Genomic DNA, 20,693 nt, shown 5'->3' on the forward strand with positions numbered 1-20,693 from the left:
GGCCGGGGCGGGCGCCGAGGGGGTGGGCGGAGCATCTGCATCCGGAGCGATCGGACCGGAAACGACGGCGTCCGGAGCGACGGCGTCCGGAGCAACGGGAGCAGCGGACTGCTCCGCTCCGCTCCCCGACGCCGCCACCAGCCGCACGTCGTCCGCGACGGCCTCCGCCTCCTCCGGGCCGGCCGCCGCGTTCAGCGCCGCGGCCGCCGCCTCCGCTCGCGCCAGGGCCTCGGCGGCCTCCGCCTGCAGTCGGCGGGCGGCCTCCAGGGCTGCGCGCGCCTCGTCCCTCGCCGAGGCGAGCCCGTCGTCGTCACTCATGGGCTCAGCCTAGGTCGGCGGCGCCGATCAGTCCTCGCGGACGTGCCAGGACTGTCCGTACCCGCCGTCGGCCTCGGGGCGGGCCATCAGCTCGAGGAACGGGTCGGCGCTGAACGCCTCCGGCCCGAGCACTCCGGCGCCGGTCCACACGCCGGTCGCGAGGAGCTCGAGCGCGACCACCGGGTTGAGCGCCGTCTGCCAGACCACGCACTGGGTGCCGTACTCGGCCATCGTCCACTCGTTGTCGCTCACGTGGTAGAGGTACACCTCGCGGTGGGCGCCGTCCTTCGTGCCGGAGACGAAGAGGCCGGCGCAGGTCCTGCCGGTCATCCGCGGGCCGATGCCGGCGGGGTCGGGCAGGGCGGCGGCGACGACGTCGCGCGGCGAGACCTCGACGGGACCGCCGGCCGAGCGGACCCGCAGGGGCTCGGTGCTGTCGAGGCCGAGGAGGTGGAGGGTGCGCAGGACGCCGGTGAACTGCTCGCCGAGGCCGTACTTGAAGGTGACCTTCTTCGCGTCGAGCCAGCGCGGCATCAGCAGCACCTCCTCGTGCTCGACGTTCACGCACTCGACCGGGCCGATACCCTCGGGGAACTCGAACACCTCCGGCTCCGAGAAGGGGGCGGTGGTGTACCAGCCGCGGTCGCGCTCGAACACCACCGGCGGGTTCAAGCACTCCTCGATCGTGGTCCAGATGGAGAAGGACGGAGCGAAGATCTCGCGGCCGTCCGCGTCGTGCACGACGAGGTTCGCGCCGTCGCGCACTCCGAGCTCGTCGATCTCGTCGAAGAGGTGGTCGGAGGCGTAGCGGGCGAAGACGTCGGAGAGTCCCGGCTCCACGCCCATGCCCACCAGGGCGAGGCGGCCGCGGGAGGACCACTCCTCCGCCGCGGCGAACTGCTCGTCGCCGAGCTTGAGCCCCGTCAGCTCGTGGGGCTGCTCGGGGTGCGGGAGCGAGAGGCTCATCGCCATGTCGAGGTAGTCGGCCTCGGCGGCGAGCGCTCCGGCGAAGATCGTCGGGACGAAGCGCGGCTCGACGGCGTTCATCACGTGGGTCGCCCCGTGCGCGCGGGCGACGGTCTCGACGTTCTCGGCGTCGGAGGCGTCGATCCGCGCGGCGACGAAGCGGTCGTCGGCACCGTGCCGCTCCGCGATCCAGGCGACCGTGCGCTCGGCGCGAGCGAGGTCGTAGTCGCAGACGATGATCTGCTCGAAGAAGGAGCGGCGCGCGGCGATCTTCGCGAAGGCGTCGCCGACGCCGCCGGCGCCGACCAGGAGGATTCTCATGGGGACACCGTAGCGACGGATCGCGTCGTCCACCATGCCGAGCACCGACGGAATCGGAGCGGAGCGCGCCTTTAGGCCACCGGATCCGTCACGGGGCGGCCCGCTCCCCCTGCTCGAGCAGGCGGAGGAAGCCGGAGAGGTGCCCGAGGCCGGTCAGCGAGGTCGGGAGCGAGGCGGCGAGCGCCGGCGAGTGCACCAGGTACGCCGCCCACTTCGCGCGCGAGACCGCGACGTTCAGGCGGTTGGGCAGGAGGAGGAACTCCATTCCGCGCGGGACGTCGGCCCCGGAGGACGCGGCGAGCGACACGATGGCGACCACCGCCTCCCTGCCCTGGAAGAGGTCGACCGTGCCGACCGGGGTCTCCTCGAGGCCCGCGGCGTCGAGGGCGGTACGGAGGAGCCCGCCCTGGGCGTTGTAGGGCGCAACGACGATGACGTCGGCCGCGGTCAGCGTCCGCTCGCCGTGCTCGTCGGTCCAGGCGCGGCCGACGAGGGAGAGGGCGATCTCGACGACGCGCCTCGCCTCGTCCGGCGAGGAGGTGGTGTCACCCGCGTGCTCGACCGGGACGGAGTGCACGCCCGGCTCGACCCCCTCCAGGTGGCGCACCTGCGGCGCCCGCGACCGCAGCGCGCCCTCGTAGGACAGCTCGGAGACGGCGTCGGAGAGCGCCGGGTGCATCCGGTGGGTCTGCGCGAGGAAGTAGCCGTACTCGGGCGGGAGGACGTCGTGCCCGTCGGCGAGCCAGCCGAGCGCCGACTCGTCGACCGGCTCCGGGTGCGCGCCCTGGCTCACCTGGGGCAGCTGCTGCGGATCGCCGAGCAGGAGCAGCCGCTGGGCGGAGACGGCCGACGCGATCGTCGGGGCGAGTGAGAACTGCCCGGCCTCGTCGACCACCAGGAGGTCGAGCGAGCGGCGCGGCACGGTGACCGGGTTCGCGAAGGTCCAGGCGGTGCCGCCGATGACGCAGCCGCCGCCCTCCTCGAGGACCGCGGTGAGTGCCGCCGCGTTCTTCACCGGCGCCCAGGGCGCCGCCGCGAGCGCCTCGGGCGGCGTGCCGTTCTTGGGCACCTTCGCCACGCGGGAGGGATCGACGCCGCGGCCGACGACGGCGCTCAGCACGTTCTCGACCACCGAGTGCGACTGGCCGACCACGCCGATGCGCCAGCCGTGCTCGTTCACCAGCCGTGCGATCACGTGGGAGCCGACGTAGGTCTTGCCGGTGCCGGGCGGACCCTGCACGGCGAGGGTCGCCCGCTCGAGTCCGAGCAGAGTGGTGACGACCGCGCCGATCACGTCGTCGCCCTGCACCGGAGCGACGGCTCCCGGCGGCACGCGGCGGAGGACGTCGAGCGCCGGGTCGGCCAGCATCGCGGGCAGCGCGTCGAGGACCTCGCCGCCCCACTCCGCGATCGCCTCGGGCTGGGGCGCGGCGCGCGGCGGCGGCGCGGGGGCGAGGGCGACCGGAGCGTCGTCGTGCGGATCCTCCCCCGCCTTCAGGCCCTCCTTGAGGAGCAGGACGATCCACTCGCCGTCGTCGTCGACCGCGAGGATCTCAGAGCGCTCGGAGGCGCCGCGCAGACCGGGACCGGGCGAGGGTGCACCAGGGGGCGCCGGGGCCTCGTAGACCAGGTACGGCGACGAGCCGGTGCCGAGCCGGCTGCCGGGAGCGAGCCGGCCGAGGATCCGCAGCTCGCGCGACTGCGTGCGGGCGCGCGGGAGCTTCGCCCAGTCGCGGACGACCTCGACCCGGTCGATCATCACGACGTCGCGGGTGTCCGCCCACTCGTCCAGCGGCTGCCGGAGGCGGTCGAAGTGCTCCTGCCAGAAGGTCTTGGCCTCGCGGCGGTGGTAGTCGATCGCCGCGCCGGCGAGGGCGAGCGCGGTCTGGTCGGCCGTGCGCTCGCGCGGCTCGATCCCCTCGACCTGCGCCAGCAGTGCGACCGCGACCGGGTGCGGCTCGCGGGGCACGGGGATCTCGACCTCGAGCAGCGGCGGCAGCTCCTCGCGCGGCGGAGCGAGCTCCAGGAGCCAGTCGCGCAGGCGGAGCGTGGAGCGGCAGTCGTAGGCGTTGTACTCGGCGACGAGGTCGAGCCCGCGCTGCCCCTCGACAGGATCGGCCCTCTGTGCGGCGCGCGCCTCCACGTACATCTCGATGCTGTCGGCGGCGTTCGTGACGCCGGACGCGTCCCGCTCCTCCTCGCCCATGTAGAGCGGCTCCAGCTTCTTGAGCGAGTAGCTGCGCGAGCCCACGCGGAGCGCCCGCCGCACCACCGGGTACAGGTCGACCAGGACGCCGTCGCGCAGGAGCGCGTCGACCTCCTCCTCGCCGACCCCGTGGCGGAGCGCGAGCGAGAGCAGGTGGCTGCGCTCGTAGGAGGCGTAGTGGTAGACGTGCATCCGGGAGTGCTCGGCCCGGCGCGCCCGCAGGAGCGCGAGGAAGTCGAGGAGCGCCCGGCGCTCGGCCGCGAGGTCGTGCGCCCAGAGCGCGGTGAAGCGCTCCTGGTCGTCGACCATGCCGAAGAGGTAGTCGAGGCCCCATTCGCGGTTGTCCTCGGTGTAGAGCGGATCGCCCTCGAAGTCGAAGAAGAGGTCGCCCGGGTCGGGCGCGGGCAGCCCGGCGAGCACGGAGGCGTCGATCACCTCGACGGTCGGCACCGGCGAGGACTCCGACCGCAGCTGCAGCCGCGCCTGGGCGCGCAGGCCCTCGAGCGTGCCCGCGCCCAGGCCGGGGACGGGGCCGTCGTGCTCGGCGAGGGCGTCGAGGGTGAGGACGCCGGCCGCCGTGAGCTTCGCCCGCTGGTCGAGCCGCATCCCGGCGACGAGGATCGGATCGCGGTGCGCCTGGACTTCGGGCGCGCAGACCGAGCAGCGTCCGCAGGAGGGGTAGCGCGGATCGCCCCACGCCAGCGGCTCGTCGGCGGCGAGGCGCTCGTCGAGCACGGCGCGGAGCCGGGCGCGCTGCACGCGCTGGACCGGGGCGACGACGGCCAGCTCGTGGCTGGTGACGGAGCCGTCGCCGAGCACGAGGTGCACCTGCTCCCCCACGCGGATGCCGCGGGCCTGCATCTGCTCGGCGTAGGCGGCGAGCTGCAGCAGCGCCGGGATCTTCGCGTGCCGGGCGAGCTTGGTGTCGTAGACCTCGTAGGCGCCGTCGGCGGTGCGGAGGAGGAAGTCCGAGAAGCCCAGGAACTCGCCGTCGAAGAAGGTGGCCTGGTAGAGCACGTTGACCCCGGCGCGCATCGCCTCGACGGCCGCCTCGGCCGCCGCGGGGTAGCCGGCGGGCTCGGGGCGCTCGAACTCGAGCACCTCGTGCGTGCGCTTCAGCTCGGCGAGGAAGCGGTGCTCGTGCTCGTCGCCGAGTACCGCGGTGCGCTCGAGCATCCCGTCCCTCTCGGCCTCGAGGCGCGGGGCGCGGCCGAGCAGGGCGTCGAACCGGCGGAGGACGGCCCACTCGCAGGCCGCCCAGTTCGACAGGTCGGTGGGGCTCGTGACCACGCGGCCGGACTCCAGGTACACGCGACTCCTTCCGCGACCACCGGGCGGCGATCGGCTCCAGGCTAGGGCGCCCCTCCGACACTCGTGCGGCCTCGGCCACCACCCGCGCCGCTCCGGCTCCGCGTGGCAGGCTGGGCCGATGACCCGCGCTCGCTTCGAGATCATCCCGGCCGACGACATCGGCGAGCGCGCCGCACGGGCGTTCCCGGACCCCTCCGCGGTGACGCTGACCGTGACCAGCCTGCCGAAGCACGGGACCGGGCGGACCGTGGACTGCGCGGTCGCGCTGGCCGGGCGCGGGTTCCGCGTGGTGCCCCACCTGGCGGCGCGGAACGTCGAGGGCCGCGCCGCACTCGAGCGGGTCCTCGAGCGGATGGGCGAGGCGGGGATCGACGAGGCGTTCGTGATCTCGGGCGACGCGTCCTCGGCGGCCGGCACCTACTCCACGAGCCTCGAGCTCATCCGCGACGCCCGGGAGATCTCACCCGGGCTGGCCATGGACATCGCAGGCTATCCCGAGGGCCACCCGCACCTCTCCGACGAGAGCATCGAGCGGCACCTGCGCGAGCGCGCTCCGTTCATCCGCTCGATCGTCACGCAGATGTGCTTCGACGTCGACGCGGTGGTCCGCTACGCCGACCGGCTCCGCGAGACGGGGATCACGGCCGATCTGTGGGCGGGGGTGCCGGGGCCGGTCGCGCGCTCGCGGCTGCTGACGCTGGGCGCGCGGATCGGAGTGGGCTCCTCGCTCGGCTTCCTGAAGCGGAGCACCTCGGTGGCCGGCGGGCTCCTCCGCGGACGCCGCTTCGACCCGTCCGCGTTCGTCGCGCGCCTGGAAGCGGCGGCGGGCGACCGCCTCGCGGGCCTGCACGTCTACACCTTCAACGAGCTCGACTCCCTCGCCGCCTTCGGCTGATCGGCGAGCCTCCGCGCTCCTCGGGCGCCGATCCTCGGGGCCTCGAAGCCCTCGCAGGGAGCGCTATGCCGGTCAGGTGGTGCGGCGGATCCAGATCGGCGGGTGCGGGAGCTCGGCCTCGGTGCGCAGGCGGCCGGCGAGCGGAGCCCAGACCACGAGCGCCACGCCGATCCCGAGCAGCAGGCCGCCGACGGTGTCGCTCAGCCAGTGGGCGCCGAGGTAGGTGCGGCTCGCCATCATCGCCACGGTGTAGAGGAAGCCCGCGATCCAGACCCACAGCAGCGGGAACACCAGGGCCAGCACCATCGCCGTCGTCGCCGCGTTGGCGGTGTGGCCGGACGGGAAGGAGCCGTAGTCGCTGGTGACGAGCATGTCGGCCGGGCGGGCGCGTCCCACCAGCTCCTTGACGAGCTGGGTGGCGCCCACGCTGACCAGCGCGGCGATCGCGTAGTAGAGCGCGGCCCACCGCCTGCGGAACACCAGCAGCACGGCGACGATGCCGAGCGGGATGAGCGTCGTGCCGACGAGCCCCGCTCCGACCGTGTTCATGACGAGGGCCGGGATGTCCCAGACCGGCGAGCGGTGCTCGACGATCTCGTCCATCCACTCCACGTCGAAGCGGAAGGCCGAGGTGGGGCGGAAGGCGATCAGCACGGCGAGGAGCACCGTGAGCAGGATCGCGAGCGACGCGGAGATCAGCGGCCAGCGGCGGGAGACCCGGTGGGCCGCCTCCTTCGTCAGCAGCCGGGCGGCGACGTCGTCGGACGGTACCTGCTCGCGCATCCGCGCGCGCTGGACGGCATCGGGGCGCGCGATTCCGGGCTCGGTCGACAGGCGGTCGTCGCGGTGATCCATCCGGACATGATGCCGTCACCGGGCGTTCCCCCGCTGGGGGTTGCGGGGCGGCTCGGTCGACCGTTCGGAAGACCGGCGTCCGCGCGCCGGGGTTCGTGGCACGGTTCGACCGGCCGTGCGGATGCCCGGCCTTCCGCCGCGGGGGTCTCGCGGCGCGGCTCAGCCGGCCGCGCGGGCCAGGCGGGCGGCGCGGAGGGCGTCGAGCCGGGTCGGCTCGGAGGAGCGGGCGAGGAGCCGCGCGGCGACGGCGCTCACGCGGGAGTCGCCCGAGGCGGAGGCCCGCTCGAGGGCGGCGGCCGCGTCGGGACCGGTGATCGAGCCGAGCGCCATCACGGCCGAGACCGCGAGCGCGGAGTCGTCGCTGCCGGCGGCCCCGTCCAGCGCGTCGACGGCAGGACGCGCGTCGTCGCCCAGGTAGCCGAGCGCGGCGGCGGCGTGACGCCGGACCGGCGCGGACCCCTCGCGGAGGGCCTGCTCCAGACCGGGGACGGCCGCGGCGCCGAAGGAGGCGAGGACGTCGGTGAGCACGTTCTGCGCCTCCGCGTCGTCGTCGCCGAGCAGGCCGAGCAGGACCGGCAGCGCGCGCTCGTCGCCGAGGCGGCCCAGCGCGAAGCGGGCCTTCGCGGCGACGGCGGGCTCGGAGTCGGCGGCCAGCGGGGCGATGTCGTCGAGCGTCGCCGGGTCGAGGATCTTGCTGAGCACGTGCAGCGCCTGCGTGCGCACCCGGGGCTCGCGGCCGAGCGCCTCGCGGGCGACGGGGACGGCGGCGGAGCCGAGGCGGCCGAGCGACCAGGTGAGCACGTCGCGGACGAAGAAGTCCGGCTCCTCCCACAGGTGCGCGGCGAGGGGCTCGGCGGTGGCGGGCTCGGCGAGCTCGCCCAGGGTCATCGCCGCACGGAGGCGGACGTCGCGGTCGGGGTCGGAGAGCTCGGCGAGCAGGGCGGAGGAGTCGCGGGAGGACATGGGAGGGGACTGTAGCAGCGGCGCTCGGGAGCGGATCCAGCGAGGGCCCGAAACACCCGGGAGGAGCTGCAGGAGCGGGGCGTGCCGGACCGCCGGGGCCCGGAGCCGAGCGCTCAGTCCTGCAGCGCCGGGACGCTCCTCGGCCGGACGATCAGCCAGAGCGCCAGGATCGACACGGTCGCCGTCGCCATCATCACCACGGCCATCGGCACGGCCGAGCCGGCGCCGAAGACCCCCGAGATCGGCGACAGCAGTCCGGCGGTGCCGAAGTTGACCGCTCCGAGCAGCGACGCGGCCGTCCCCGCCTCCCGGCCGTGGTTGACCAGGCCGAGGACCTGCACGCACGGGAAGCTGAAGCCGCAGGACGCGATGAAGAACCACAGCGGGACGAGCGTGCCCCAGAGCCCCAGCCCGAGCACGTCGAAGAGGGCGATCAGGCCGGCGGAGGTGAACAGCGTCAGCGTCGTGATCGCGAGGATCCACTGCGGCCCGATCCTCCGGCTGAGGTAGGAGGACGCCTGCACGCCGAGGACGACGCCGAGCGAGTTCACGGCGAAGAGCAGCCCGTACTGCTGCGCGTCGAATCCGTAGAGGCCTTGGAACAGGAACGAGGAGCTGGAGAGGTAGGTGAACAGGCCGGCGAAGGTCATGCCCCCGATCACCGCCACTCCGAGGAACACGCGGTCGCTGAGGACGGCCCGGTAGCGCTGCACGAGCGAGCGGTGCTCGCGCTCGTGTCGGGCGGCGCGGGGCCGGGTCTCGACGACGAGCAGGCCGACGGCCGCGACGACCAGCACGCCGTAGGCGGCGAGGAAGACGAAGATCCCGCGCCAGTCCATGATCAGCAGCAGCTGCGAGCCGATGACCGGCGCGAGCACGGGCGCGAGGCCCGACACCAGGGCGAGCCGGGACAGCATCCGCACCAGCGGGCGTCCGCCGAAGAGGTCGCGGACCATCGCCATCGCGACCACGCCGCCCGCCGCCGCGCCGGCCCCCATCAGGAAGCGGAAGACGCCGAGGGTGACGATCTCGGGGGCGAGCGCCGCGCCGACGCAGGCCAGCACGTGCAGCGAGGTGGCCAGGAGGATCGGCAGGCGCCGGCCGACCGCGTCGCTCCAGGGGCCCACGACCAGCTGGCCGAGCGCGAAGCCGAGGGTCGTGCCGGTGAGGGTCAGCTGGACCGCCGCCTCCGACACGTTCAGCTCGCTCTGCAGCGCGGGGAACGCCGGCAGGTAGAGGTCGATCGTGAACGGCCCGAGGGCGGTCAGCGAGCCGAGGACGATCACGTAGACGAGGCGCTGGCGGGCCGTCAGGGCGTCGCCCGGGTGGCGGTGCACGGGGAGGGAGCCGGTCGGAGTCGAGGCGGGAGTGGACACGGAGTGCCTTCCTGCGCAGGGCGCAGCGGGGTGGGAGGGAGGGGGGCGGCCGGTGTCGTCCTCGGCGCGGGAGCGGACCTCGTCGGCTCCACGCCGCTCGGTCGAATCAATTCGATCACGTGTCGGACAGGGGCGCCACCCCTCGGACCGCCGTCGGGTCAGACCGGGTGGAGCGGAGTGCCGAGCGGGTCGGCGAGCAGGCGCTCGAAGGCGAGCTCGGCGGCGCCCAGCATGAGCAGATCGGCGCCGAGCTCGGTCCGCACGATGCGCACGGAGTCGAGTGCGACCCGGAAGGGGCCGCCGCGGCCCAGGCGCTCCTCCAGGAACCCCGGCGCGACTCCGATCAGCGCCCCGAGGAAGCCGCCCAGCACCACGAGCTGCGGGTTGAACACGTTGATCACGTTGCGCAGGGCGACCGCGAGGTGCCCGAGCTGGCGCTCGACCTCGGCGCGGACGGCCGGGTCCTCGGAGGCGGCGAGCGCCTCCTCCAGCCGCTCGCTCTCGTCGAGGCCGAGCACGGTGAGCAGCTCGGCGCGGCCGACCTCGGTCTCGAGGCAGCCGACGGCGCCGCAGTGGCAGTCGATGCCCGCGCTGTTGACGAGGGTGTGGCCGATCTCCCCCGCGTAGCCGTCGATGCCGTGCAGAGGCGCGCCGCCGACGATGACACCGGCGCCCACTCCGCTCGCGCCGCCGTTGAGGTAGACGAGGTGCGAGACGTCGCGGCCGGCGCCGAGGACGCTCTCGGCGAGTGCACCGAGGTTGGCGTCGTTCGCCGAGAGGACGGGCAGGCCGGTCGCGTCCGCGAGCATGCGGGAGAAGGGCTCGTCGTCCCAGCCGAGGTGCGGGCCGACCCGGACGAGGCCGTCGGCGTCGCGGACGAGTCCGGGCACGGCGACGCCGATGCCGACGGTCCGCGTCTCCTCGGGCAGCTCGGCGAGCAGCTCGGCGACCGCCTCGGCCGCCAGACGGGCGGCGGCCTCGGCGGTGGGGACGGAGGCGGAGCGGCGGATGCGGCGGCGGACGACGGCGTCGACGCCGACCACGGCGACCGTGACGGCGTCGATCTCGGGGTTCACGGCGAGCGCGACGACTCCGGGATCGGCCTCGACGACGGGGCTCGGCCGGCCGACCTGGTTCGGCGTGGCGGGCTCGCGCTCGCGCACGATGCCGAGCTCCACCAGCTCGCCGACCAGCGCCGCGATCGTGGAGCGGTTGAGGCCGGTCAGGCGGGTCAGCTGCGAGCGGGAGCGGGGGCCGCCGCGGTGCACGAGGCGGAGGATCGCCGAGAGGTTGTGCCGCCGGACGCGGTCGAGGTTGTTGCCGCGCGTCGCGTGGTCGGGCATCCGCGGTCTCCTCTGCTTGCGGGGGTCAGCCTAGCCGGGGGCGGGGCGGGGGGTCTCGAGGGGCGGGCTGCGCCCGCTGCTCGATCAGCAGGAGGGCGCCGCTCAGGCCTCGACCCAGGTCCAGGTGCCGGCCGGGCCGTCGACCGAGACGTCGCCGCCGGAGCGCGTCACGGTGAACGCCGTCTCCTCCCCCGTGTCGTGCGCGACGACCCGGACCGGCGTCGCTCCGTCCGGCCCCGGGAACACCCTCAGCTCGAGCCCGTCGAGGTAGTCGTACTCGGCCGAGTCCTGGCGGGCCCCCACCGGGATCACCGCGCCCTCGCGCACGTACAGCGGCAGCGAGTCGAAGCCGTGGACCTCGCGTCGCCACTCCCCCGTCGAGACGATCCGCTCGCCCGTCCACCAGCTCGTCCACGTCCCGCGCGGGAGGTAGAACTCGACCGTGCCGTCCTCGGTGAACACCGGAGCGACGAGCAGGTCGTGCCCGAGCAGGTACTGCGTGTCGAGGTGGGCGGCGCTGCGGTCGTCCTCGAACTCGAGCGCCATCGGCCGCATGATCGGGACGCCGGTGCTCGCCGCCTCCGCCCCCGCCGCGAAGAGGTAGGGCATCAGCGAGAGCTTCAGCCGGGTGAAGAGCCGGGTGACCTCCACGGCCTCCTCGTCGAACGCCCACGGCACGCGCACCGAGGAGGATCCGTGCAGCCGAGAATGCGAGGAGAGCAGGCCGAACGCGAGCCAGCGCTTGAACACTCCGGAATCGGGCGTGCCCTCGAACCCGCCGATGTCGTGCGCCCAGAAGCCGAACCCGCCCAGCGCGAGCGAGAGGCCCCCGCGCAGGGTCTCGGCCATCGACACGTAGGAGGAGGTGTTGTCCCCGCCCCAGTGCACCGGCAGCGACTGCCCGCCGACCGTGGCGCTGCGGGCGAAGAGGACCGCGCGGCCCTCGCCGAGCTCCTGCTCGAGCACCTCGTGCACCGCGCGGTTGTAGAGCTGGGTGTACCAGTTGTGCATGGCCTCGGGGTCGGTCCCGTCGGCCCAGACGACGCCCTCCGACGGGATCCGCTCGCCGAAGTCGGTCTTGAAGGAGTCGACGCCCTGGCGCACGAGGACGCGGAGCTTCTCCTGGAACCAGGAGGTCGCCTCCGGATTCGTGAAGTCGATCAGCGCCATGCCGGCGACCCACATGTCCCACTGCCAGACGTCGCCGGAGGCCGTTCTGAGCAGGTAGCCCTTCTCGCGCCCCTCGGCGAACAGCGGCGACGCCTGCGCGATGTACGGATTGATCCAGACGCAGGTGTGCAGCCCGCGCTCGTGCAGGCGGGCGAGGATCCCCTCGGGGTCCGGGAAGGTGCGCGGGTCCCACTCGAGGTCGGTCCACTGGAACTCGCGCATCCAGAAGCAGTCGAAGTGGAACGCCGACAGCGGCAGCTCCCGCTCCGCGAAGCCGTCGATGAAGGAGTTCACCGTCTCCTCGTCGTAGCTCGTGGTGAAGCTGGTCGTCAGCCAGAGCCCGTAGCTCCAGGCGGGGACGACGGAGGGGCGGCCAGCGAGACCGGTGTAGCGCCGCAGCACGTCCTTCTTCGTCGGGCCCTGGATCACCAGGTACTCCAGCGCCTCGCCACCGACCGAGAACTGCACGCGCTCGACCGCCTCGGAGCCGATCTCGAACGACACGAGGCCGGGATCGTTCACGAGCACGCCGTAGCCGCGGCTGGAGAGGTAGAACGGGACGTTCTTGTAGGCCTGCTCCGAGGAGGTGCCGCCGTCGGCGTTCCACACATCCACGGTCTGGCCGTTCTTCACGAAGGGGCCGAAGCGCTCGCCGAGCCCGTAGACCAGCTCGCCGACGCCGAGGTCGAGCTGCTCGTGCAGGTAGGCGGCTCCGTCCGGTCCGGTCAGGTAGCCCTGCGCCTTGTGCCCGGAGCCGGTGAGGCGCGTGCCGGTCGAGGTGTCCCAGAACTCCAGCGACCACGGAGCGCCCTGCCTGATCCGGACCTCGAGGTCGCCGGTGCGCAGCACGCCGCCGGACTCCGTCACCTCCGCCGCTCCGACGTCGCCCCCGGCCAGCTCGAAGCCGGGCCGCACCGCCGTCCCGCGCCAGTGCTCGATCCGCACCCGCGCGACCCCCTCGGCCGGCGAGGACACCGTGACCGTGAGCGCCGGCCGGTTGAGGACGTCGCCGCGGCCCTGGATGACCTGGGTCGGGGCGATCACCTCGAGCGAGGTGCCGTCGGTGCGGATGTCGTACGCCTCCTGCGCGAACAGGGGCGTGAATCCGGCCCGCGTCTGCCAGAACCCGTCGGTGAACTTCATGGGGGTGCCTTTCGATGGCGCGCCGGCGGATCCCGTGAGGGAGGCGCCGACGGAGGGAGAGAGGGCTACTTGACCGCGCCGGCGGTGATGCCGCGGGTGAGGGTGCGCTGGAAGATCAGGAAGAAGATCAGCGTCGGGAGAAGGCCCAGGAGGGCGCTCGCGCTGGTCGTGGTGACGTCCATGATCTTGTCGCCCTGGAGGCTCGAGATCGCGATCGGGACGGTCTGCGTCGCGTCGCTCACCAGGAAGACCAGCGGGATGAGGAACTCGTTCCAGGTCCAGATGAAGAAGAAGATCATCAGCACCGAGAGGGTGGGCCGCGAGATCGGGACGATCACCCGGGTGAGGACCTGCCACTTCGAGGCGCCGTCGAGAGCCGCGGCCTCGAGGATCTCCTTCGGGAAGGTGCCGTAGACGCTCGAGAGCAGATAGGTGCCGAACGCCGACTGGATGACGGTGAAGATGACGATGACCGACAGCTGGGTGTCGTAGATCCCGACCGCTTTGAACATGTAGTACAGCGGGTAGAGCAGGGCCTCCTGCGGGAGCATGTTCGCCAGCAGGAACAGGACGATGATCCAGCTCCGGCCGCGGACCCGGCCGATGCCGATCGCGTAGGCGTTCAGCACCGAGAGGGCGACGGCGAGGATCGCGACCGACCCCGAGATGAGGATCGAGTTGCCGAGCTTCTCGGGGAAGTCGACGCGGCTCCAGAAGGTCGAGAGGCCGTCGAAGGAGAGGCCGGTCGGGAAGGCGAGCGGGCCGTTCGCCGAGTACTCCGCGGGGGTCTTGAAGGAGTTGAGCAGGATCAGCAGCACCGGGCTGATGATCACGAGCCCGATCACCACGGCGACGGCGAGGATCACCCAGTCGCCGAGGGTGCGCTTCGTCGTGCCCTTCGCGGGCTTGGCGGGACGGGAGGACGAGAGGTCCGCGTCCTCCGTGCCGGCCTGGGTGAGGGGCAGGGTCTCGATGGCCGACATCAGCGGGCTCCTTCGCTGCGCTCGACGCGCTCCTGGGCGCGGATGAACAGCACGGCGAGGATCACGATGACGATCGTGAGCGCGGTCGCGATGGTGGCGCCGTAGCCCACCTGCTGCTTCTGGAAGAACTCGGTGTACGAGTAGTAGGAGGGGACGATCGTGGAGTCGCCGGGGCCGCCGCGGGTCAGGGCGTAGATCGGGCCGAAGACCTTCAGCGCGGCGATGGTGCAGGTGAGGGTGACCACGAAGATCTCGGGCCGGATGATCGAGACCGTGATCCAGCGGAAGCGCTGGAACCAGTTCGCCCCGTCGAGCTCCGCCGCCTCGTAGAGCTCGGGGTCCACGCGCTGCAGCGCCGCCATGAAGATGACGACCGGGTAGCCCAGCTGCACCCAGATCATCACGACCATGATCGAGAGCATCGCGGTGTCCGGCTTGCCGAGCCAGTCGTGCGAGAGGGAGCCGAGCCCGACGGCCTCGAGGATCGAGTTCAGCGCGCCGTTGTCGGGGCGGAGGATCCAGCCGATGACGATCGCGGCGATGACGGTCGGCAGGATCTGCGGGAGGTAGTAGGTGGCGCGGAGGAAGCTCGCCAGGCGCCCGCCGAACTTCTTGCCGACGAGATCGAAGAGGATCGCCGCGAGCAGGAGCCCGAGGATCGTGGGGACGATCACCATCGCGATGATCATGTAGACCGAGTTGAGGAACGAGGTCCAGAACTGGTCGTCGCCCATCAGCTCGATCCAGTTGTCGAGGCCGATGAAGATCGGCGGCTTGATGCCGCGCCAGGACGTGAAGCTGATGTAGACGTTCCAGATCAGCGGGATCAGCACGATGAACGTGAAGAGCACGAACCCGGGGATCAGGTAGAGCCAGTAGCCGCCGGAGCGCTTCTCGCGGGGCGGCGTCGTGGGAGTCGGCGCGCTCTCCGCGCGACGAGGTGCTGTCGTCGTCATGGGTACTCCTAGGTCGGACGGGGTAGTTGGGTGCTGCCGCGGGATGCCGCTCCGGTACGGAGGCGACGGCGTGTCGCGAACCGGAGCGGCATACCGCGGTGGGGTGGAGGCTCGGCGGTGTTCGTGCGACCCCCTCGAGGGGTCGCCGTCACGTCCTCAGGTCTTCCGCTGCCGTTCCGCGCCTGCAGGCGCGGAGTCGGCCGCCTCGGCCGACATCACGTGACGCTTCCGCGTCACGTGATGTCGGCGACTCCGTCGTCGTACTTGGCCTGGAGGTCGGACAGCATGGCGGACTCGTCGGAGGAGCCGTTGATGAGCTCCTGCGTGGCGGCGACCAGGTCGTCGTAGAAGGTCGCGGTGGGCCAGTCGGGGTAGAAGGAGAGCTGGTCGCCGTCGACGACCGTCTTCCACTGCGAGAGCAGCGCCTTGCTCTTCTCGTCGGTGATGGCGCTCTCGTCGACGACCAGCGGGATGCCTCCGTTGTTGCCGATGAGGTTCTGGATCTCGGGTCGCATCGTGATGTCGATCCACTTGTAGGCGAGATCCTTGTTCTTCGCCGTCTCCGGGATCACCCAGTGGTTGCCGGCGGAGCCCATCGTGAACTCGGCGCCCGGGAAGAGGAACGTGTCCCACTCGAATCCGGTGATCTCGGTCTTGAAGCGGCCGAACCACCAGGAGCCCGAGAAGAAGATCGGGTACTCGCCCGAGATGAACGCCGTGCCCGCGTCCTCCGCCTTCAGCCCGGAGGCGTCGGCCGAGAAGTAGCCCTTGTCGACGTAGGTCTTCAGCTGGTCGGCCGCGTAGCTCCAGGCCGCGTCCTCGAAGTCGACCTCGCCCGTGTAGGTCTGGTAGTCGGTGATCCAGGAGCGGTCGGCCTTCAGCAGCGCTAGCTGGTAGAAGAGCTGCTGCAACGGGTACTCGGCGCCGGCCTCGGCCAGCGGGGTGATCCCCTTGGCCACGAAGGCGTCGAGGACGGCCGTGAACTCCTCGTAGGTGGTGGGGACCTCGAGTCCGTTCGCGGCGAAGGCGTCCTTGTTGTAGTAGACGAAGGTGAACTCGCCGTAGTTGGGGATGCCGTACCAGGAGCCGGAGCCCATGATCCCGTTCTCGTCGTACTTCGCGGTGGTCTGGAGCGCGCCGGGGATCAGCGAGTCCCAGCCGTAGAACGCGACCGCCTCGTCGAGGTTGGTGAGCAGGCCCTGGCTCGAGAGGAGTCCGCTGGTCGCGTTGCCCTTGTTGTACTCGACGACGTCGGGTGCCGAGTTGGAGTTGAAGATCTGGCTGGCGCCGGTGCGCAACTGCTCGAAGGCCTTGAACTCGTACGCGATCTCGGCCCCCGTCTCCTGGGTGAAGATGTCGCGGGCGGCGAGCCACGCGATGCCGCGGTCGCTGTCGGGCGTCTCGAAGTCCCAGAGGGTGAGGGTGCGGCCGGCGCCGTCGACCGTGGTCGAGAGCGCATCGGAGCCGGCGTCGGAGCCGCCACCGGAGCAGGCGGCCAGCGCGAACATCGCGCTGAGGCCGACTCCGCCGGCGAGGAGGTTGCGCCGGCTGAGACCGGCGGTCGGGCGGTGGAAGGCGGAGCGGGATCGGAGCGACATTGCGGTGGTTCTCCTTCGAACGGTGCGGTGGTGCTGCGGAGGTGGTGCAGGGAGCGCTCTCTCGCGGGGGCATGGTGTCGAAGCGTTTCGACAGTGCGCAGAGCCGGAGCGGGCAGGAAGAGGGTGGAGGACTAGAGGGAGGCCGGCGCGGGAGTGCCGGACGGGACCGCCGGCACCGGAGCGCCGGTCGGAGCGACCGCGAGGGATCCGCGGTCGACGTAGGAGGGCGGGAGCAGCTCGACGCCGACGGTGCGGCCGGAGTCGATCTGCTGGAGGGTCCGCGCGACGGCCGCTCGGCACATCGCGTCGAACGGGAGGGGAAGACTGCTGGTGGGGACCGGGAGGGCGCCGCCGTCGTAGCTGGCGCAGGCCGCCAGGATCGACAGGTCGCCGGGGACGGAGAGGCCGCGCTCGAGGACGCGCTCGATCGCCGCCTCCGCCACGGGCTCGTTGCAGTGCAGCACGAGCGCGGTGGGCGGGACGGGTGCGGCGAGGATCGCGTCGATCGCGGCCTGTGCGCTCGGCCGGCCGATGTGCGGGCGCTCGACCGCGATCTCGACTCCGAGCGCCGCGGCCTCGGCGCGGAACGCCTCGTCGAAGCGGCGGACGAAGCCGGCGTTGCGGTCGGTGTAGGACTGCGGGTGCTCGAGCAGGCCGAGCGAGCGGTGGCCCAGCTCGGCGAGCCGGCGGACGCTCTGGCGGGCGGCCTCGGCGAAGTCGAGGTCGACGCAGGCGAGATCGTGGGAGTCGGCGGGCACGCCGATGAAGGTGGCGGGGACCCCGGCCGCGCGGATCAGCTCGGCGCGGTCGTCGTCGTCGTCGACGCCCATCAGGACGATGCCGTCGACGAGCGAGGAGGAGGACACGCGCCCGATGCCGCTGGACGCCTCGTCGGTGACGAGCAGCAGGACGTCGTAGTCCGACTCCCGGGCGCGCTCGAGCACCTCGGTGACGAAGCGCATGTGGGTCGGCAGATGCAGCTCGCCGCGCATCGGGGCGGAGAGGGCGAGGATGTGGGTCCGCGCCCCGGCGAGCATCCGGGCTCCCGCGTGGGGCCGGTAGCCGAGCTGGCGCACCGCGTCGTCGACGCGCTGCCGGGTGGAGGCGGCGATCGAGCGCTTGCCGGAGAGGGCGTAGGAGACGGTGCTGATCGAGACTCCGGCAGCGCGGGCCACATCGTGGATGGTCGCCATGGCTCCTCCTGCCGGACGTCGTCGTCGGTCGCGGTCGAGCTTCGAAGCGCTTCGACCGGTCGTGCTGGAGCGACTGTACGCACAGTCGAAGCGCTTGCGCAAGCGATCCTCGCGACGACCTCCCCGGGCGCCGGCCCGCTCCGCGAGCGGTTCCGCGGCACGAACGGGCGGCACCCGCGAGGGGCCGGAGGGCGACGCGCCGGGCCTTCCGCTCGTTGCGCCTCCCGACCCTCAGGGGATATGTTGGGCTCAACAACAATTCGGCGACGTCGCCGGAAAGGATTCGGATCCCATGTCCCTGACCCCCACCCGCGCCGACAAGTTCTCGTTCGGCCTCTGGACCATCGGCTACAACGGGACGGACCCGTTCGGCGGCCCGACCCGCGAGCCGCTCGACGTCGTCCACGCGGTCGAGAAGCTCGACGAGCTCGGCGCGTACGGCCTCACCTTCCACGACGACGACCTGTTCGCCTTCGGCTCCACCGACGCCGAGCGCCAGACCCAGATCGACCGCCTCAAGGGCGCGCTGGAGTCCACCGGCCTCGTCGTGCCGATGGTCACCACCAACCTCTTCAGCGCCCCGGTCTTCAAGGACGGCGGCTTCACCTCGAACGACCGCGACGTCCGCCGCTTCGCGCTGCGCAAGGTCCTCCGCAACATCGACCTCGCCGCCGAGCTGGGCGCGAAGACCTTCGTCATGTGGGGCGGCCGCGAGGGCGCCGAGTACGACTCCGCCAAGGACATCCGCGCCGCGCTCGAGCGCTACCGCGAGGCCGTCAACCTGCTCGGCGACTACGTCACCGACAAGGGCTACGACATCCGCTTCGCCATCGAGCCCAAGCCGAACGAGCCCCGCGGCGACATCCTGCTGCCCACGCTCGGCCACGCGATCGCGTTCATCGACTCCCTCGAGCGCCCCGAGCTCGTCGGCGTGAACCCCGAGGTCGGCCACGAGCAGATGGCGGGCCTGAACTTCACCGCCGGCATCGCCCAGGCGCTGTACCACGGCAAGCTCTTCCACATCGACCTCAACGGCCAGCGCGGCATCAAGTACGACCAGGACCTGGTCTTCGGCCACGGCGACCTGCACAACGCGTTCTCGCTCGTCGACCTCCTCGAGAACGGCGGCCCCGGCGGCGTCCCGGCCTACGACGGCCCGCGCCACTTCGACTACAAGCCCTCGCGCACCGAGGACGAGACCGGAGTCTGGGACTCGGCCGCCGCGAACATGCGCACCTACCTGCTGCTCAAGGAGCGCGCCGCGGCCTTCCGCGCCGACCCCGAGGTGCAGGAGGCGCTGGCCGCCGCGAAGGTCGCCGAGCTCTCCACCCCGACGCTGAACGAGGGCGAGTCGTACGACGACCTGCTCGCGGACACCGCCTCGTACGAGTCGTTCGACGCCGACGCCTACCTCGGCGGCAAGGGCTTCGGCTTCGTGCGCCTGCAGCAGCTGGCCACCGAGCACCTGCTCGGCGCCCGCGGCTGACCCGCACCTCCTGAGCCCGCGGTCCGCCGCGGGACGACCTGAGACGGACGAGATCCCCTGCACCGGCACGGGATCTCGTCCGTTCTCCTGCATCCGGCCCGGTTCCGCACCGGACGCCCGAACCCGAACCCCCCAACGAAAGAGGACAGCGATGACGCTCGTCGCAGGGATCGACTCGTCGACCCAGAGCTGCAAGGTGGTCGTCCGCGACCTCGACACCGGCGCCGTGGTGCGCACCGGCCGGGCGAGCCACCCGGACGGCACCGAGGTCGATCCGGCCGCGTGGTGGGAGGCGCTGCAGCTCGCCCTCGCCGACGCCGGCGGGCTCGACGACGTCGCCGCGATCTCGGTCGGCGGCCAGCAGCACGGCATGGTCGTCCTCGACGAGAGCGGCGCCGTCATCCGCCCCGCTCTGCTCTGGAACGACACCCGCAGCGCGCCCGCCGCCGCCGCGCTCATCGAGGAGCTCGGAGCCGGGGCCTGGGCGGAGCGGACCGGATCGGTGCCGGTCGCCTCCTTCACCGCCACCAAGCTCCGCTGGCTGCGCGACGCCGAGCCCGAGAACGCCGCCCGTGTCGCCGCCGTCGCGCTCCCCCACGACTGGCTGACCTGGCGCCTGCTCGGCTACGGCCCCGACTCCGCCCGTGGTCCGCAGCTCGACGCGCTCACGACCGACCGGTCCGACGCGTCCGGCACCTCGTACTGGGGAGCGGACGGCTACGACCTCGACCTGCTCGAGCGCGCCCTCGGCCACCGCCCGCTGCTCCCCCGCGTGCTCGGCCCCTCGGAGGAGGCGGGCCGCACCAAGAGCGGACTCGTCGTCGGCCCCGGCGCGGGCGACAACGCGGGCGCCGCGCTCGGCCTCGGCGCCGGCCCCGGCGACGTGGTCGTCAGCATCGGCACGAGCGGCACCGTCTTCGCCGTCACGGACGACCCGGTGCGCGACGCCTCCGGGACCGTCGCCGGCTTCGCCGATGCGAGCGGGCGCTTCCTGCCGCTGGTCGCGACGCTCAACGCCGCGCGCGTGCTGGCCTCGACCGCGACCCTGCTCGGCAGCGACTTCGACGAGTTCGCCGCACTGGCGCTCGAGGCGGAGCCGGGTGCCGACGGCCTCGTGCTGGTCCCCTACTTCGAGGGCGAGCGCACGCCGAACCTGCCGGACGCGACCGCGAGCCTGCACGGGATGACCATCGCCTCGACCACGCGACCGAACCTCGCCCGCGCGGCGATCGAGGGCATGCTCTGCGGACTGGCCGACGGCCTCGACGCCGTTCGCGCGCAGGGCGTGGAGGCGCGGCGCATCCTCCTCATCGGCGGAGCCGCGCAGAACCGCGCCGTGCAGCTCGCTGCCTCGCAGGTGTTCGACGTGCCCGTGCAGGTGCCGACGCCCGGCGAGTACGTGGCCGACGGTGCCGCCGTGCAGGCCGCCTGGGCGCTGACCGGATCGCGTCCGACGTGGACCGTCACCTCGGTGGCCGAGCCCGCGCCGGACCACCGCCCCGTGATCCGCGAGCAGTACGCGGCCGCCCGCGCCTGAGAATCCGGCCCCGGCCCTCATCCAGGGCCGGGGCCGCGCCGCAAGCCCCAGTGGACGGGGAGCGGAATCGCGC

The 20,693-nt window shown here is 72.6% G+C and carries 14 protein-coding genes and 1 pseudogene; 3 read left to right on the forward strand and 12 right to left on the reverse strand.

All coding sequences use genetic code 11. The annotated features are described in order from the left end of the window. The 3 genes and pseudogenes from C5C57_RS15195 to C5C57_RS15205 form a co-directional block, all read right to left on the reverse strand. Positions 1 to 318: pseudogene (locus C5C57_RS15195) on the reverse strand (hypothetical protein); the annotation flags it as partial. A gap of 27 nt (positions 319 to 345) precedes the next feature. Next, positions 346 to 1,605, reverse strand: coding sequence for a saccharopine dehydrogenase family protein (locus tag C5C57_RS15200; RefSeq protein ID WP_104297824.1), 1,260 nt, complete (start codon positions 1,603 to 1,605; stop codon positions 346 to 348). 88 nt (positions 1,606 to 1,693) lie between these two features. After that, on the reverse strand, positions 1,694 to 5,122 hold the full coding sequence (locus C5C57_RS15205) for a bifunctional RecB family nuclease/DEAD/DEAH box helicase (protein WP_104297819.1): 3,429 nt from the start codon (positions 5,120 to 5,122) through the stop codon (positions 1,694 to 1,696). Between the two features lie 118 nt (positions 5,123 to 5,240). On the opposite strand from C5C57_RS15205, the gene C5C57_RS15210 reads away from it, so the two are divergent. Beyond that, the gene (locus tag C5C57_RS15210) at positions 5,241 to 6,017 is read left to right on the forward strand and encodes a methylenetetrahydrofolate reductase (protein WP_104297820.1); all 777 of its coding nucleotides are present in this window, start codon (positions 5,241 to 5,243) and stop codon (positions 6,015 to 6,017) included. A 72-nt stretch (positions 6,018 to 6,089) separates the two neighbouring features. Here C5C57_RS15210 and C5C57_RS15215 read toward each other — a convergent pair whose 3' ends face one another. The 9 genes from C5C57_RS15215 to C5C57_RS15255 form a co-directional block, all read right to left on the reverse strand. Continuing rightward, positions 6,090 to 6,872, reverse strand: a complete 783-nt coding sequence (locus C5C57_RS15215) for a phosphatase PAP2 family protein (protein ID WP_244229597.1) — start codon at positions 6,870 to 6,872, stop codon at positions 6,090 to 6,092. A gap of 159 nt (positions 6,873 to 7,031) precedes the next feature. Next, complete coding sequence (locus C5C57_RS15220) at positions 7,032 to 7,835, reverse strand: HEAT repeat domain-containing protein (protein WP_104297821.1); 804 nt, start codon at positions 7,833 to 7,835, stop codon at positions 7,032 to 7,034. A gap of 113 nt (positions 7,836 to 7,948) precedes the next feature. Then, the gene (locus C5C57_RS15225) at positions 7,949 to 9,211 is read right to left on the reverse strand and encodes a multidrug effflux MFS transporter (protein ID WP_104234525.1); all 1,263 of its coding nucleotides are present in this window, start codon (positions 9,209 to 9,211) and stop codon (positions 7,949 to 7,951) included. Positions 9,212 to 9,369: 158 nt separating this feature from the next. Further along, complete coding sequence (locus tag C5C57_RS15230) at positions 9,370 to 10,554, reverse strand: ROK family transcriptional regulator (protein ID WP_104227455.1); 1,185 nt, start codon at positions 10,552 to 10,554, stop codon at positions 9,370 to 9,372. A 102-nt stretch (positions 10,555 to 10,656) separates the two neighbouring features. Further along, a complete protein-coding gene (yicI, locus tag C5C57_RS15235) occupies positions 10,657 to 12,867 on the reverse strand; it encodes an alpha-xylosidase (protein WP_104297822.1) in 2,211 nt (736 codons plus the stop codon). A gap of 65 nt (positions 12,868 to 12,932) precedes the next feature. After that, entirely contained in the window at positions 12,933 to 13,850 is a 918-nt protein-coding gene (locus C5C57_RS15240) for a carbohydrate ABC transporter permease (RefSeq protein WP_104227354.1), read from the reverse strand. Further along, positions 13,850 to 14,806: a carbohydrate ABC transporter permease gene (locus C5C57_RS15245; RefSeq protein ID WP_104261476.1), complete on the reverse strand. Its 957-nt coding sequence runs from the start codon at positions 14,804 to 14,806 to the stop codon at positions 13,850 to 13,852. The genes C5C57_RS15240 and C5C57_RS15245 overlap by 1 nt, the downstream gene beginning before the upstream one ends. Positions 14,807 to 15,039: 233 nt before the next feature. Continuing rightward, positions 15,040 to 16,404: an ABC transporter substrate-binding protein gene (locus tag C5C57_RS15250; protein ID WP_258060612.1), complete on the reverse strand. Its 1,365-nt coding sequence runs from the start codon at positions 16,402 to 16,404 to the stop codon at positions 15,040 to 15,042. A gap of 131 nt (positions 16,405 to 16,535) precedes the next feature. Beyond that, a complete protein-coding gene (locus C5C57_RS15255) occupies positions 16,536 to 17,597 on the reverse strand; it encodes a LacI family DNA-binding transcriptional regulator (protein ID WP_104227356.1) in 1,062 nt (353 codons plus the stop codon). Positions 17,598 to 17,889: 292 nt separating this feature from the next. Between C5C57_RS15255 and xylA the strand changes: the two genes are divergently transcribed. Next, positions 17,890 to 19,083: a xylose isomerase gene (gene xylA, locus C5C57_RS15260; protein WP_104227357.1), complete on the forward strand. Its 1,194-nt coding sequence runs from the start codon at positions 17,890 to 17,892 to the stop codon at positions 19,081 to 19,083. Positions 19,084 to 19,234: 151 nt separating this feature from the next. Next, complete coding sequence (xylB, locus tag C5C57_RS15265) at positions 19,235 to 20,620, forward strand: xylulokinase (RefSeq protein WP_104248114.1); 1,386 nt, start codon at positions 19,235 to 19,237, stop codon at positions 20,618 to 20,620. Positions 20,621 to 20,693 lie beyond the last annotated feature (73 nt).

Source organism: Rathayibacter sp. AY1C5 (assembly GCF_002931705.1).
GTDB lineage: Bacteria > Actinomycetota > Actinomycetes > Actinomycetales > Microbacteriaceae > Rathayibacter.

Bases quoted from the DNA above. Each gene is read 5' to 3' on its own strand.
- C5C57_RS15215 (WP_244229597.1), bottom strand. From the start codon at position 6,872: ATGGATCACCGCGACGACCGCCTGTCGACCGAGCCCGGAATCGCGCGC.
- C5C57_RS15255 (WP_104227356.1), bottom strand. From the start codon at position 17,597: ATGGCGACCATCCACGATGTGGCCCGCGCTGCCGGAGTCTCGATCAGC.
- C5C57_RS15245 (WP_104261476.1), bottom strand. From the start codon at position 14,806: ATGACGACGACAGCACCTCGTCGCGCGGAGAGCGCGCCGACTCCCACG.
- C5C57_RS15220 (WP_104297821.1), bottom strand. From the start codon at position 7,835: ATGTCCTCCCGCGACTCCTCCGCCCTGCTCGCCGAGCTCTCCGACCCC.
- xylB (WP_104248114.1), top strand. From the start codon at position 19,235: ATGACGCTCGTCGCAGGGATCGACTCGTCGACCCAGAGCTGCAAGGTG.
- C5C57_RS15240 (WP_104227354.1), bottom strand. From the start codon at position 13,850: ATGTCGGCCATCGAGACCCTGCCCCTCACCCAGGCCGGCACGGAGGAC.
- C5C57_RS15250 (WP_258060612.1), bottom strand. From the start codon at position 16,404: ATGTCGCTCCGATCCCGCTCCGCCTTCCACCGCCCGACCGCCGGTCTC.
- C5C57_RS15230 (WP_104227455.1), bottom strand. From the start codon at position 10,554: ATGCCCGACCACGCGACGCGCGGCAACAACCTCGACCGCGTCCGGCGG.
- C5C57_RS15200 (WP_104297824.1), bottom strand. From the start codon at position 1,605: ATGAGAATCCTCCTGGTCGGCGCCGGCGGCGTCGGCGACGCCTTCGCG.
- xylA (WP_104227357.1), top strand. From the start codon at position 17,890: ATGTCCCTGACCCCCACCCGCGCCGACAAGTTCTCGTTCGGCCTCTGG.
- yicI (WP_104297822.1), bottom strand. From the start codon at position 12,867: ATGAAGTTCACCGACGGGTTCTGGCAGACGCGGGCCGGATTCACGCCC.
- C5C57_RS15210 (WP_104297820.1), top strand. From the start codon at position 5,241: ATGACCCGCGCTCGCTTCGAGATCATCCCGGCCGACGACATCGGCGAG.